This window comes from Nostoc sp. UHCC 0870 (assembly GCF_022063185.1).
Classification (GTDB): Bacteria; Cyanobacteriota; Cyanobacteriia; order Cyanobacteriales; family Nostocaceae; genus Trichormus.
In genome coordinates, this window is the sequence record NZ_CP091913.1 from 4,086,880 (window position 1) to 4,100,534 (window position 13,655).

At 40.5% G+C, this 13,655-nt stretch carries 13 protein-coding genes; 5 read left to right on the forward strand and 8 right to left on the reverse strand.

What is annotated here, in order from left to right; all coding sequences use genetic code 11:
* Nucleotides 1-248: 248 nt before the first annotated feature.
* The 3 genes from L6494_RS17160 to L6494_RS17170 all read left to right on the forward strand — a co-directional run bounded on the left by L6494_RS17160 (nt 249) and on the right by L6494_RS17170 (nt 1,422).
* Entirely contained in the window at nt 249-494 is a 246-nt protein-coding gene (locus L6494_RS17160; protein ID WP_237988911.1) for a DUF433 domain-containing protein, read from the forward strand.
* Nucleotides 495-809: 315 nt separating this feature from the next.
* Nucleotides 810-1,100 carry a hypothetical protein gene (locus tag L6494_RS17165; RefSeq protein ID WP_237988912.1) on the forward strand — a complete coding sequence of 97 codons (291 nt, stop codon included), beginning with the start codon at nt 810-812 and terminating at the stop codon, nt 1,098-1,100.
* 52 nt (nt 1,101-1,152) lie between these two features.
* Nucleotides 1,153-1,422 carry a hypothetical protein gene (locus L6494_RS17170; RefSeq protein WP_237988913.1) on the forward strand — a complete coding sequence of 90 codons (270 nt, stop codon included), beginning with the start codon at nt 1,153-1,155 and terminating at the stop codon, nt 1,420-1,422.
* Between the two features lie 81 nt (nt 1,423-1,503).
* On the opposite strand, the gene L6494_RS17175 is transcribed toward L6494_RS17170, so the two are convergent.
* From L6494_RS17175 to L6494_RS17200, 6 genes are all read right to left on the reverse strand, one after another.
* Entirely contained in the window at nt 1,504-1,962 is a 459-nt protein-coding gene (locus tag L6494_RS17175; protein WP_237988914.1) for a ferredoxin, read from the reverse strand.
* Nucleotides 1,962-2,348 carry a DUF1257 domain-containing protein gene (locus L6494_RS17180; protein ID WP_237988915.1) on the reverse strand — a complete coding sequence of 129 codons (387 nt, stop codon included), beginning with the start codon at nt 2,346-2,348 and terminating at the stop codon, nt 1,962-1,964. The genes L6494_RS17175 and L6494_RS17180 overlap by 1 nt, the downstream gene beginning before the upstream one ends.
* Nucleotides 2,349-2,387: 39 nt before the next feature.
* Nucleotides 2,388-2,597: a DUF2997 domain-containing protein gene (locus tag L6494_RS17185; RefSeq protein ID WP_237988916.1), complete on the reverse strand. Its 210-nt coding sequence runs from the start codon at nt 2,595-2,597 to the stop codon at nt 2,388-2,390.
* Between the two features lie 1,415 nt (nt 2,598-4,012).
* Nucleotides 4,013-4,849, reverse strand: a complete 837-nt coding sequence (locus tag L6494_RS17190; RefSeq protein ID WP_237988917.1) for a metallophosphoesterase — start codon at nt 4,847-4,849, stop codon at nt 4,013-4,015.
* A gap of 150 nt (nt 4,850-4,999) precedes the next feature.
* On the reverse strand, nt 5,000-5,830 hold the full coding sequence (locus L6494_RS17195; protein ID WP_237988918.1) for a metallophosphoesterase: 831 nt from the start codon (nt 5,828-5,830) through the stop codon (nt 5,000-5,002).
* A gap of 121 nt (nt 5,831-5,951) precedes the next feature.
* Nucleotides 5,952-6,794, reverse strand: a complete 843-nt coding sequence (locus L6494_RS17200; RefSeq protein WP_237988919.1) for an alpha/beta hydrolase — start codon at nt 6,792-6,794, stop codon at nt 5,952-5,954.
* Between the two features lie 93 nt (nt 6,795-6,887).
* Here L6494_RS17200 and L6494_RS17205 point away from each other — a divergent pair, with 93 nt between their 5' ends.
* Entirely contained in the window at nt 6,888-7,829 is a 942-nt protein-coding gene (locus L6494_RS17205) for a lysophospholipid acyltransferase family protein (protein ID WP_237988920.1), read from the forward strand.
* A 389-nt stretch (nt 7,830-8,218) separates the two neighbouring features.
* Here L6494_RS17205 and L6494_RS17210 read toward each other — a convergent pair whose 3' ends face one another.
* Together L6494_RS17210 and L6494_RS17215 are read right to left on the reverse strand one after the other, a co-directional pair.
* On the reverse strand, nt 8,219-8,437 hold the full coding sequence (locus tag L6494_RS17210) for a hypothetical protein (protein ID WP_237988921.1): 219 nt from the start codon (nt 8,435-8,437) through the stop codon (nt 8,219-8,221).
* Nucleotides 8,438-8,672: 235 nt separating this feature from the next.
* Nucleotides 8,673-10,157 carry a hypothetical protein gene (locus L6494_RS17215; RefSeq protein ID WP_237988922.1) on the reverse strand — a complete coding sequence of 495 codons (1,485 nt, stop codon included), beginning with the start codon at nt 10,155-10,157 and terminating at the stop codon, nt 8,673-8,675.
* Nucleotides 10,158-10,328: 171 nt separating this feature from the next.
* Between L6494_RS17215 and L6494_RS17220 the strand changes: the two genes are divergently transcribed.
* Nucleotides 10,329-13,580 carry an alpha-mannosidase gene (locus L6494_RS17220; protein WP_237988923.1) on the forward strand — a complete coding sequence of 1,084 codons (3,252 nt, stop codon included), beginning with the start codon at nt 10,329-10,331 and terminating at the stop codon, nt 13,578-13,580.
* The last annotated feature ends 75 nt before the right edge of the window (nt 13,581-13,655 follow it).

Genomic DNA, 13,655 nt, shown 5'->3' on the forward strand with positions numbered 1-13,655 from the left:
TAACTTGACGAAGTATAGCCAGTATAGCATGACATAAATGAAGATACCATTTCAAATGATGCAAAAGCCCGGAATTTAATTCTTTTGACTTTTGACTTCACGGCGTTACTAGCTGCTTGGGTACTGTATGTTTTACCACATTCCAAAAGTTGTAGTATGATATTAATCGTCCAGATTCAATCGTATTAGATTTTGCGAGATGCTTTTTTACGTTTGTTTTATTAAAGTAGCACTTCTATGAAATTAGTATGAAATTAGATCGCATTACCAGCGATCCCAATCGGATGAATGGACAGCCTTGCATTCGCAATCTTCGTCTTACCGTTCGTCGGGTAATTGAGCTATTAGCTACCTATCCTGATCGACAAGAACTACGCCAGGAGTTTCCTGAACTGGAAGATCAAGACATTCAGCAAGCCTTAATTTTTGCATCGATCTACTTAGACGATCGTATTGTTGAATTACCACATCGTTATGAGACTGTTGCTGGTTAAGTGTCCGAGCATTAACGGATATATTGCTGACGGTAATTGCTGAGTGTGGGGAGGAGTTGAGACAAGGAGCAGCCGTAACCGTTGAGCCAAGCCGTATTCGTATTCATCGTTTACTGTTGCTCCCTAATGTCTAACCTTTCGTTGCAGACAAATCGCATCAATTTCCATAAGCTGAAGTGTTTGTTCAAAAAGGAATGTGAGGTTTCTGGAATGGCGTTAGTTTGAGGTGTAGAAAATATAGATTCTTGACATATCGATGCACATAAGTTGCGAAACGGATATTTGTTCGATACGAGAACTTAAAAGAGGGAAATCATGAAGCAGATTATGAGTGTAGCTGGGGGAGTCTTCTGTACTATCTCAATTATTTCGCTAATTTTTGGAGGTGCATCTCTTTCTGGTATGATCAATCTTCAAAATGAATTAAAAGGCCGAGGGAAATTTGACGTAGTGTTAGGCGAATTGATCGGTACAGAAAAGGAAAATGAACAAAAATTGAAAAATAAACAAAACGAAGTGATGCTCTTTTTCGTGCTTGCTGGAGTTACTGGTTCTTTGGGAATTGGTATGATTCTTGCAGGGAAAAATAAACCTAATACAGTATAGTTATTTGTAAATATATCTCTAGCTAATTACTTTCTATGAGGGCTAAGAAAAAATGGCTAAAGAAGCTTCAGCCGCTACTACAGTAATGTCGGTTATTGCTCTAATTTTTGGTATCTTAGGTATGCTAGTATCGTTCATCCCATTTCTTGGAGGATTGGCAATTGTTCTTGCTTTTCCATCTTCCATTCTAGCTGGGATTGCAACTTATTTAGCCTATTCTAATGTTGAACCTAAGACATTTCCTTTAGTTGCGCTAACTATCAGTGTGATTGGTTTAGTGATTTCTTGTTTTCATATTGTTGGGCTGTTGGCTAGTAAATAAACAGTGATAAATCTCTCCTTCAAAACAAAAGGACTAGTGAAACTAGTCCTTTTGTTGTGTAGATTGAAATTTTTATTTTAATTAAGTGGATTTTTTGGACTTGAGCTTTTGCTTTTTACGTCGTTTTTGAGACGTAGCAACTGCATGATCTACCGGATAGCCAACAGTGGGAATAACCTGATATTTGCGATCGTCTTCCAGATTTCTTAGTTCGGTGTAATCAACCCAATGAATACAATCGACCGGACAAGTGTCAATTGCTTCTTGAATAACCTCTTCCGCGTCCCCATCTTGACGAATTGCGCGCGATCGCCCATAGTCTGGTTCAATGTAAAAGGTATTCCGCGCCACATGAGCGCAGTGCTTGCAACCAATGCAGGTGATTTCGTCAACGTAAACACCTTTTTGGCGCACCATACCCCCCAATTCCGGCTCTAAACCAGAACGTTCCGGCGCATCTCGCAAAAAACCGCCTAGTTCTGGCTCGAAACCGGAACGATTTTCCTGTTGTTCTTCCGGTGACGGCAGAAAATCAGCCATTACGCACTCCAGCGTTGTACAACTAAGCGAATTGAACCATCTTCATTTTTTTGCTGTTCAGCTACCTGGAAACCAACACGAGCGGTTTCTTGTACCACTGTTTGGTAAGCATAACGCTGGGTGACTTGGCGTAAGAAACCATCTACAGATAGATTTTGCTGCCAATATTGCAAGTCAGCAACTAGTTCGTATTCTTTGCCATTCCATCTAAAACCGATATCATAGCCATTTTCCTGTTCAATAGTAATTTCGGCAGGATGGGTTTGACCACGATATCCACGTACTTCTCTTGGGCCAGGTTTCCAGTCAATGCCCAAACCGGTGAGAGCATCTTTTAAGGATTCCAGGTTACGGATTTGAGTCTTAATTTGGCTAAAGTGTGACATGGTTGTTGTAAATCAATGACACTAAACTATGTTGAAAACTTACCAATCGCTGTAAGTGGTGTGCGTATTCGCCACACTAGATTCCTGCACATTAGCAGCGAAATATTCTGAGGTTGGCTCTTGAGTCAGTACCAGCCCTAGCTGTGCTTCTATAGCTGCTGTGACTTCAGCACAAGAAGCTCCCACAATACCAGTGACTTTTTCCTGTACCCGACCGTCTGGATAAATTATGAACTCTAATGTCTCCATGCTTTTGGCCAACCACAATAATACGCTTGGATTTTACTGCCCTAGCAGCAGGCTATATGTATAGCCGTAGGAACATTGTTACTTAGAGACAAATTTGCCATTTTCTAACTAATGTTCCATCTTTCTAAATAAATATCTCAGAAAGTTTACAAAAATTCTTAATCTTATAAGTATACACGTCTATCAATAGTTAGTTTCTCTTAACCTAATTAATTAGTCAAGGTCAAAACCAAGTTTGTAGTATTAAGTTGCAATATCCCTCAAAACAGGGGATAGCGGTAGTATACCGGGCTATGTGAGTCACAAATCTATTGAAATTATTGAAAAATTTTATCATTACCATTGGATTTGACATATTTTTTTGTTGGGGAATGGGGAGAGTGGGGAGCAAAAAGAAGATAAGGAGACGTACAGAGGTCATTGGTGCAGAGGAAGTAAATTCTTCCTTGTCACCCGTTAATCCCCCAGTCCCCAATCCCCAATCCCCAAAGTTTAAGGAATATTTCTGAATTGTTACGACAAGTTAATGGTATTTAAGGTTAGTGAATAGGGCTATCAGATCAAAAAAAAGGTGCTAAATTAAGTGCAAGGTACAAAAAGGTTAAGAGTTAATTAAACCCAAAGCTTAATTAGAGCCTGTACCTCCTGCTCTAAGGCCTCATATCTTCGCAATCTTAAACTCGTTGGTTGCATCCTTTTACAAGTGTTTTCGCCTTGAGTTTATTGGTTTATTTTGTGGAGGTTTTGAACTTACAGCCAGAAATGCCTGCCTATTGGAATCAAGGATGCAGGGTTCTGAAGTGAGTGATGGTTGCGAAAGTTGTCCACCTTATTTGAGTTATTTTAGTTCTGTTCTTTCTATTTTCTCTAACAATTGCACATTTACTAAACCGCCTAAGCTAATGATATTTTCCTTCTTAGCTTCAGGCGGTTATTGTCATGAATAAATAGGGATTGGGGATTGGGGACTGGGGATTGGGGACTGGGGATTGGGGACTAGGGAGAATAATTATTACTTATTTTCTTCTCCCTCACAACTCAGCACTGGCTAAACGCCGCGCTACCGCTAACACAACTCATTACTCATTACTCATTACTCATTACTCATTACTCATTACTCATTACTCATTACTCATTACTCATTACTCATTACTCATTACTCATTACTCATTACTCAGCACTCATTACTCATTACTCATTACTCATTACTCATTACTCATTACTCATTACTCATTACTCATTACTCATTACTCATTACTCATTACTCATTACTCATTACTCATTACTCATTACTCATTACTCATTACTCATTACTCATTACTCATTACTCATTACTCATTACTCATTACTCATTACTCATTACTCATTACTCATTACTCATTACTCATTACTCATTACTCATTACTCATTACTCATTACTCAGCACTCATTAATGTAATTACAGTTACTTCTGGTGGACAAAATAAACGTCCTGGGCGATAAGTTCCTAAACCGCGATTGACATACAATTGGTTTGTGGAAACTTGGTGATATCCTTGCGCCCATTCCCAATATCGCACTACTTTTGAACAATCTCCTAATAGAAGTGGAATCCAACGCCGGAGTTTTTTAGGAATTTGTTTGATGATATTTTTATAGTGGTAGACTACAGGCCCTATACCTGGTATGACAATATGTCCGCCGTGGGTATGACCGGATAGTTGCAAATCTACTCGCCATTGTTCGAGAATTTTAGCGGTGTCTGGGTTATGAGATAAAACAATCCGGGGTGTAGATGGGTTGAGTTGTGCCATTATTGGTGCAGGATTGAACTCTTTTGACCAATAATCAGCTAATCCTACTATTGGTAAATCTTGTCCTAGAGGATAAGCAATTTCATTCCACAGGACATTAACCCCGATACTAGTTAATGCTGTGGTAACTTCTGCTTGGGAGTGACTGTAGTGAATATCGTGATTGCCAAGTACAGCATAAATGCCATAGCGACTTTGTAGATATTTAAGTCTTAATGCCAGTTGGTGAATTGGTGTAGGGTCATCGGTTACATAATCACCAGTTAATAATATTAAATCTGGTTCAGCTTCGTTAGTAGCTGCGATCGCTTCTTCTAGTAATTTTTCTGATAGTCGCAACCCATCGTAATGAAAATCCGACAACTGCACTAACTTTAAGCCTTGCAAACTGGGTGGAAGTTCTGCAATCTTAACCGTGAGTTTATCTACACTTAAACGTCCTGTAAACAACCAGTGCATATGTGCTAGGGACTCCTCATACCAGCGTCTACAGCTTATCAAAAAACGAAATAAATCTTGAGAAAATGTTAAAAATTAATATGTAGGGAAAAAAGGAGTTGAGGGAAAAGACAGCAGGGGAGAATAATCAATGACTAATGACTTACACAACTATTCTCTTTCTAATGTAATTACTGTTACTTCTGGTGGGCAAAATATCCGTCCTGGGAAATAAGTTCCCAAACCACGATTTACATACAGTTGATTATTCCCAATACGGTGTAAACCCTGTGACCATTCCCAATGATGGATGATAAAAAACTCTCTGCGTAGACAGGGTAAAAGCTGCCGCAATATCATCGGAATTTTGCGGACGATTTTTTTATGATATGGTAACACAGCCCCAATTCCAGGGATAACTATTTGTCCTCCATGAGTATGACCAGATAATTGCAAATCTACGCGCCACTGTTGTAAATACTCGGCGGTGTCTGGATTATGAGTTAAAACAAGGCGTGGTGTAGAAGGATTTAACTGGTTAAAAATAGTTGCTGGTTTGAATTCACGGGAGTAATAATCTACTAGTCCTACTATTGGTAATTCTGTTCCCAAGGGATAGGCAATTTCATTCCAAAGGACACGAATACCGATATTTGTCATCGCCTCAGTGATTTCTGCTTTGGAGTGTTTGTAATGCAAATCGTGATTACCAAGAATTGCATAAATACCATGATTACTTTGCAGCTTTTTGAGTTGTAGCGCGAGTTCGTGAATTGGGTTAGGGCTAGTGGTGACATAATCACCAGTTAATAATATTAAATCTGGTTGTGCTTGGTTGCTCAAAGCGATCGCTTCTTCTAACATCTCATCCGACAGCCGCAAACCATCATAGTGAAAATCTGATAGATGCACCAACTTCTTACCCTGTAGCGATGCAGATAAGCCTGCAATCTTCACCGTCAACTGCTCTACACTCAACGGACTAGATAAAAACCAGTGCATAAGTTACTTCATAAATCTCAACAATAGAGCTTCTAGCCTAACTTAAAAATCGGGATTAGAGGAGATTTTAGCTCAATACCCAATCTTAATTACGAATTACGAATTACGAATTACGAATTAATTACAGGTGTTTCTCTAACCAATTTTCTAAATCAGTCAATACTTCTTGGTAATTGAGGTCATCTTGTAACTCGTGATATGCGCCTGGGTATTCAATTCGCAGTTTATCTGGAGAATTTACAAGCTGGTAAAAAATTTCACCACCTTCAGGTAAAGCCACTTTATCTGCTCCGCCGTGGAGAATTAGTAGTGGGACTTGCCACTCTGGAGCATGGTGATAAATCCAGGCGACTGTGGCAAAATATTCTGTGGCTAGACGCGCACTAGCGAAGGTATGGCGTAGGGAATCTTGCTTGTAGGCGACTAACACTTTCTCATCCCGTGAAGCAGCAGCTAAGTCAAGTCCTGTATTTAAGGTGAAACTCGGCCAAACTCTTGACATTAACCTACCTACCAGTAAGCGGAATTTCGACACGCCAACTTTACCGATCGCAGGTGCTAAAGTAATTACGCCTTGTAATGTAGATGCTTCTTGAGGATACCGTAAAACATAGTCTAAGACAATGACTGCACCGAGACTATGACCTAACAAAAAAACTGGGACTTGTGGCTGTTGAGTGGGAATTAACTGAAGAAAAGCCCTTAAATCTTCCCGAAACTCAGCCCAATTATTGATATGACCGCGACGACCAGGCGATCGCCCATGACCGCGCAGGTCTAAACTGTAGATAGCATATTGTTTGGGAACAAGATGTTCGACTATATGACTGTATTTGTCGCTGTGTCCTCCGAGTCCATGCACAATAACTAATACTGCTTTGACGTTACCTTCTGGAAACCAACTTTGATAATAAAGTTTCAGACCCCCGACACTTGGAAAGACGCTTTGATTGTGATAAATCATCGGGTTAAGTTTTTCTATGGTTTGCCAACAAGCGACTAGCCTGTCAAGGTATATTTTAGAGAATCCTTTATGAATTGCTAAGACCTAGGTAACGTGTCATCTAGTGAGCAGGAAAGTAGCACCCCATCAGAAATATCCTCTCCTGTAACTGCTGCAACTATCAAGCGAGTGGAGGAAGGGGTTGCAGCTGCGAGCGATCGCACTATTCGCCAGATGATTGCAGATACCCTATTTCAGCTAGAATCTATTCATGAGCAGAATTCTCCAGCTAGAATCAATTCTGGGATACGGCGGTTTGTATTGCGATCGCTTATCCATTGGGTTTTTCAGGTAAAAGTAGAAAACCTCGAAAAAATACCCCAAAAACCAGCCATTCTAGCTGTCAACCATCTCCACCATATCGACCCCCTACTACTATTAGCAGAACTTCCCACCCAACCCTATTACTACATTCTGGGTGATGCCCGCACCTTATATAACAAATGCTGGAAACGTTTGATTCTCCGCATTGCGGGGGGTGTGATTCCCCTAGCTAGGATGTGGAAAGAAGAACTCGCTGTCATACAAGCAGCCAAAGCCGGAAGGGAAGACTTGAATAACTTAGCACAAGTCATTGAAAAAACTGTACCCACTGGCGGAGATATACATACACTACGCCAAATAGACCGCATTGTTTTAGGAATTTTAGCTCACGGTGATAGCTTGATTCTCTTTCCCGAAGGAAGACTGGGAAATACTGAAGGTCAGTTACATTTACCTTTGAAGCGAGGAACTGTAATTTACGCTTTACGCGCTGGTGTACCGATAGTACCAGTAGCTTTAATTGGGACTCAAGATTTGTATTGGGGAAAAGAATTAACAGTGCGTTTTGGTGAACCACTACACTTTACCCCAACAGCTAGACCAAAACGTGAGGAAATAGAAGCGGCTTTAGAAACTTTGCAAAATACTATGCTGTCTCTTTTACCCACTGATTATCAAGAACCAATTGGGCTAAAGCCATTGCGTCATTTTCTCAATCATATATTGTGGTAAGCTTTTGCTCATCTAATTTGTATATTTTTCGTGTTGACTGTTGACTGTTGATGTGGAATTTAAAAGCGTAACAGCTTATTAAAAAAACAATTCAGTAGACCTCTTGCATAAATACTTTATCTGTCATGTTGAGCGAAGCGAAACATCTCAAAGATTATACATTTCATTCAAAATGACACATCTCATTTTCGGACTTTTGCAAGAGGTCTGTTGTATACAACGCCTCTACAGGATCTGACTTTTCACGTTATGTGGAAAAGCTAACGCGAAACCTAACCCCCTAACCCCCTTCCCTAGTAGGGAAGGGGGAAAAGTTAAAGCCTCTCTCCTTGTAGGGGAGAGGTTTGGAGAGGGGTTTTCCAGATTTCGTGAAAAGTCAGCTACAGGATTTATTTCTCTAAAAAGTTTGTCACCTTAAAATTCGATGTTCCTTCCCAGCAATGATTTAAACAAGCATTTATTTGAGCATCAGCAGTATCATCAGAGTTAGAGGCGTTTAATTGCACTACGGTTACAATATATTCAAAGATAATCACACACTGTTTTTGTGGTGAAATTCTCTCAACCACAATTGTTTCACCAACTCTCGGAATTTGTGGTAAATTCACGACAAATGTTTCAATTTTTGGTTTATCGAGTGGATTCTTGAAATTGAAATATTTACAATAAACAATAATTTTCACGCAAAGAAACACCAAAGAAAGTCAAAATTAAATGTTTGTAGTGTTCGCCTAGGAAGATAGGACTAAAGTCCTTACTACAAACAATCCCATATTTTTACATTATTTAACATAGTATAATTTATAATCTTTAAGTTTTCCTGTCTCCTTCTGCTCATTTCTATTACTTACCACGCCATAGACTTTGCAACTTCTGAAAAATCTTGACTACTCTTTCTTCTAGCCATACCATAGCACGATCAAGCAATTCTAAAATTTGCTCTAGTATATGCTTTTCGTAACTTACTGAAGTAGCTTTAGTTTCTATCCAGTCTGGTTGGATTTCTTCTTTATCAAGTTGCTGTGATGAAATTTGTCCTCTTTCACTGTCCGTTTTCAAGGGAGAGATAGCAGTTTGAGTTTGTTTGATGGTGGTGATTTTTCCAGATGTTTGATGAAGACGGGTGAGGTGGCTGGGTTGTTTTTTGAGTGACAGTAAATTAGAGTCGGTTTTTGATGTTGGGCTAGGAACAATAGCAGGATTTATTTTTAATGATGCTTGAGTTTTTTCTTCAGCAATATTTGCAGTATCACCATACAAATCACTCCAATTTAGCCACGGTTCTTGATTGCTGTTAGATAATGCTTTATCTTTAGCACCTCGTGCATTTAAGTTTTTACTTTTACCGATACTAAAAAAGTAATTTACTGCTGCTTCAATTAAAGCGGAGATATTGAATTTTTGAGCTTCCAAACTATCAGCAGTAACCGCTATATCTCCCCTAGCGGCTAGCTGTTCTTTCCCATAAACAAAAATATTGATTTGAGTCTGGGTGACTCGCATGATTTCTTGGCTAGGAAGAATAGTTTTTGCTTCCAACTGAGCAAATGCTGTGTCTAGAGAAGGAATGATTTTACTAGTGTTGAGTAAATTAAGTATGCTCTCAGTTGGGAAGGGAAGTTTAACTATATTTTTGCCAGTTAATTTGGTAAATACACGCTCAAATTCTGCTAATAACTTTGCTTTTGGGTGATTTTCTGGTAAATGTAAATCCTGGAAATAATTAGCAAGTTCACTAATAATTCTGTCAGATAATTTTGCTTGTTGTTGTGGTGTTAAAATATCCAATATTTGATTCTCGATGCTCACAAGTACCAACTGGCGATTCAGCAAATCTGTGCCAATTCCTCTCACTACTGAAAGGTGACAGTTAAGAATATCATGTTGGTTGCTAGGTATAATACTTGGTGCTGTTTTGTTGGGAATAGTTAAGGGTTGAGAAATATCAGATTTATTTGTGGGATGATCAAAAAATTTCGCCCAAAACGACTGCAAAGGTTTCAATAATTTGGATATGTTTCTAGAAGTAACTGTTGTTTCTTCTTTGGGAAGATGCTGCACAGCCTCTAGTATGTGTTGAATGGGTGTATCAGCAGAGGGATGATTTGGCGATAACTTTGGCTGAGTAGGTGGTGCTTTAGAGTACAGTATTTTTACAGATGAATCAGCCGATTGCAAAAATAAATACACAGGATACAGTATTAATTCCACACCCCACTTAGTCGCAACTTGCAAATGTCGGAAGGTGCTTTCCCACTGTGTTGTCAACCGCCGAGATTGCTGGTGGACAAGGTTAAAGAGTCTACTTTGATAACGACCAGAAGACATGGTAGTACATTAATGAATTTGAGCCTGATTGAGTTGTGAGACTCCCAGAATAAGGCAAAAATAAACATAAAGAATGCTGATTTTGTCAGCTTTTCTTGATCTCAGATGATGGCTTTATTTACGCCACACTGTACTAATAATTATCGTAATTGCTTTAATCTTAACGAAAATATGACTACTCCCCTATCTCATCCCCATAAAAAATTAATCTCAGATGCGATCGCACTATTGCGCGGATACTGTCAAGTTAATTCCCAGTCTACTTGGTTATACCAAGAATCTGATAGAGATTTTACTAATTTTTTCCCATCAAATTTGTCTGATTGGCAACCTGTTGAGTTAAACGCCAAAGGTAACATTGCTTGGACAGGAGGACAAAAAGTGCTATGGCTAGTCCAAAAATTCCTAGTACCCCAGAATTTGCACGGGTATCCTCTAGGGGGTTTAGCATTGCGGTTGTCGTTGTTATGGTGGGCAGACTCAGCCAAGATTTATGTCAATGGGGAATTAGTATTAGAGGGAGATTTATTTGATTGTGCGCCTAGGGTGTTGCTGAGTCCAGAGGTGACACCAGGGGAAGAATTTACTGTGGCTTTGCGGCTAGTCAGTCCGGGACATTGTGACGGTGCGTTGGTGCGATCGCTACTTATATACGAGTCTACAGATTATAATCATCCTGATCCCGGTTTGATCGCCGATGAGTTGGCAATATTGCCGCTATATCTAGAAAAATCCGCCCCAGAAAAACTAGATACTTTAGCATCCATTATCAATCAATTCCCCACCCATACACCAGAAACCCTCATCACCCTCCGTCAACACCTCATCAAGCACCTGCATACATCTGCATCCGATTTTAAAATCTACTTACTAGGACACGCCCATCTAGATTTAGCATGGCTATGGCCTGTGAGTGAAACCTGGAATGCAACCCAAAACACCTTTGAGTCAGTCCTCAAGCTACAGCAAGATTTCCCCGAATTAATTTTCTGTCATTCCACCCCAGCCATGTATGCTTGGGTGGAAGAACATCGCCCAGATTTATTTAAAACCATTCAACAAAAAGTAGCGGATGGAGTGTGGGAAGTTGTCGGCGGTTTTTGGGTAGAACCAGACTTAAATTTGATTGCTGGGGAATCCATAGTCCGTCAACTATTGTATGGTCAACGCTACGCCCAAGAAAAATTCGGCAAGTTGATGAGTGTGGTTTGGCTTCCCGATACCTTTGGATTTTGTGCCACTTTACCGCAGTTTTTGGCTAACGCTGGCATTGAATACTTTGTCACCCAGAAATTGCGGTGGAATGATACTAATAAATTTGATTATGGGGCTTTTTGGTGGCGATCGCCTGACGGTAGCCAAATATTTAGTTATATGTCTGCACCCATCGGCGAAGGCATTGACCCCGTAAAAATGGCAGCCTATTCTTTAGAATGGCAAGCCCAAACCAATTTAACCGCATCCCTTTGGCTTCCTGGTGTCGGCGACCACGGCGGCGGCCCCACCCGTGATATGTTAGAAATCGCCCAACGCTGGCAAAATTCGCCATTTTTCCCAGATTTAGAATTTACAACATCTGAAAAATATCTCCAGGAAATTGAGGCATGGGGCAAGGAGCAGGGAAGAATTTTATCCCAATCCCCAGTCCCCAGTCCCCACTTCCCCATTTGGGATGACGAACTCTATTTAGAATTCCATCGCGGTTGCTACACCACCCACGCCGACCAAAAACGCTGGAATAGGAGTAGTGAGAATTTACTGTACCAAGCTGAACTCTTTGCTACTTTCGCTAAACTTATTTGTGGTGTGGAATATCCCCAAGCCGAAATCGAAACCGCTTGGAAGCAAGTATTATTTAACCAATTTCACGATATTTTACCGGGTTCATCAATTACCCAAGTTTATACAGATGCGTTAACTGAATGGGAACACGTCCAACAAACAGGGACGAAGATATTAAAAGAATCATTAGAAGCGATCGCATCTCACTTTACCCCATCAGAGCCACCAAATCCCGACAGTGTGCCAATTTTCGTTTTCAATTCTCTCAACTGGCAACGCTCTGAGGTCGTATCTGTCACCTTACCCACAACCAATCAACAATGGCAAGTTTACGACACTACAGGAAACTTACTCACCTCCCAATTATCTGAAACCTCAAGCCTACTGTTCCTCGCCACCGAAATTCCCCCAGTCGGCTATCGCTTATTTTGGTTATCCCCCATAGCCACAACATCTCCTTCATCTCATGTCCGCTTGATTGCTGAAGAAACCCAAAAAAACCCACCCCGCCAAAGCGACACTTTGTCTCCCCTCCCTGCAAGCGGGGAGGGGATTAAGGGGTGGGGTGTAAGGACTACGGGAAACATAACTAATTTCCCAGACTGGGTTTTAGAAAATGAATATCTGCGGGTTTTAATAGACCCCGACACCGGAGATTTATTAAGTGTCTTTGACAAAACCCATCAACGAGAAATCTTAAACGGTGCAGGTAATCAATTACAAGGCTTTAAAGACAGTGGTCAATATTGGGACGCTTGGAACATTGACCCCAATTACACCCAGCATCCCTTACCAGCAACCCACCTCAAATCTATAGAATGGCTAGAACAAGGACTAGTGCAAACTCGCCTGCGTGTAATGCGTCAATTGGGAGACTCAGAATTTTGCCAAGACTACATTTTGCAAGCTGGTTCACCACTATTAAAAATTGCCTCTAGAGTCAATTGGCAAGAAAATCAGGTGTTAGTGAAAGCCGCTTTTCCTCTCAACGTGACAGCCGACTATGCTACCTACGAAATTCCCTGCGGTGTAATTCGTCGCTCTACTAAACCAGAAACCCCACAGGAAAAAGCTAAATGGGAAGTCCCCGCTTTACGTTGGGCTGATTTGACTGAAACAACTAATGAGGGTATTTACGGAGTCACCTTACTCAATAATTGTAAATATGGTTACGATGCTCAACCCCAACAACTACGTCTCACCCTCCTACGCAGTCCCAATTGGCCTGACCCACAAGCAGACCGAGGCTTACACGAATTTACGTATGCGTTATATCCTCACGCTGGTAGCTGGGAATCAGCCCAGACAGTCAGACGAGGTTATGAATTAAACATTCCCTTGCAAGTAATCCTAAATCCCACACCCCACGCCCCACTCTCGAATCAAGACAAGCTAAGTTTCTTAAATTTATCAGCCGAAAATTTAGTCTTAATGGCTGTAAAACCAGCAGAAGACGAACCAGATAAACTAATTCTCCGATGTTACGAGTCACAGGGGGCAACAACAGAGTTATCTTTACAAAGTGATTTAGGCTTAACTCTAGGTGAACAAGTAGATTTATTAGAACGTCCTACTCAAAAATTATCATTAGTCGCACCTTGGAAAATAGCTAGCTTTAGAGTTATACCCCCAAGTAAGTAGAGGTCATGAACTGCGTACACTCTTGTCTGCTTAGAAATTTGGTGATTCAGACGCGATGAATCGCGTCTCTACATA

Excerpts from the sequence above, each read along its gene's own strand:
- L6494_RS17160 (WP_237988911.1), top strand. The coding sequence starts at position 249 with ATGAAATTAGATCGCATTACCAGCGATCCCAATCGGATGAATGGACAG.
- L6494_RS17175 (WP_237988914.1), bottom strand. The coding sequence starts at position 1,962 with ATGGCTGATTTTCTGCCGTCACCGGAAGAACAACAGGAAAATCGTTCC.
- L6494_RS17165 (WP_237988912.1), top strand. The coding sequence starts at position 810 with ATGAAGCAGATTATGAGTGTAGCTGGGGGAGTCTTCTGTACTATCTCA.
- L6494_RS17190 (WP_237988917.1), bottom strand. The coding sequence starts at position 4,849 with ATGCACTGGTTGTTTACAGGACGTTTAAGTGTAGATAAACTCACGGTT.
- L6494_RS17195 (WP_237988918.1), bottom strand. The coding sequence starts at position 5,830 with ATGCACTGGTTTTTATCTAGTCCGTTGAGTGTAGAGCAGTTGACGGTG.
- L6494_RS17200 (WP_237988919.1), bottom strand. The coding sequence starts at position 6,794 with ATGATTTATCACAATCAAAGCGTCTTTCCAAGTGTCGGGGGTCTGAAA.
- L6494_RS17215 (WP_237988922.1), bottom strand. The coding sequence starts at position 10,157 with ATGTCTTCTGGTCGTTATCAAAGTAGACTCTTTAACCTTGTCCACCAG.
- L6494_RS17220 (WP_237988923.1), top strand. The coding sequence starts at position 10,329 with ATGACTACTCCCCTATCTCATCCCCATAAAAAATTAATCTCAGATGCG.
- L6494_RS17170 (WP_237988913.1), top strand. The coding sequence starts at position 1,153 with ATGGCTAAAGAAGCTTCAGCCGCTACTACAGTAATGTCGGTTATTGCT.
- L6494_RS17180 (WP_237988915.1), bottom strand. The coding sequence starts at position 2,348 with ATGTCACACTTTAGCCAAATTAAGACTCAAATCCGTAACCTGGAATCC.
- L6494_RS17185 (WP_237988916.1), bottom strand. The coding sequence starts at position 2,597 with ATGGAGACATTAGAGTTCATAATTTATCCAGACGGTCGGGTACAGGAA.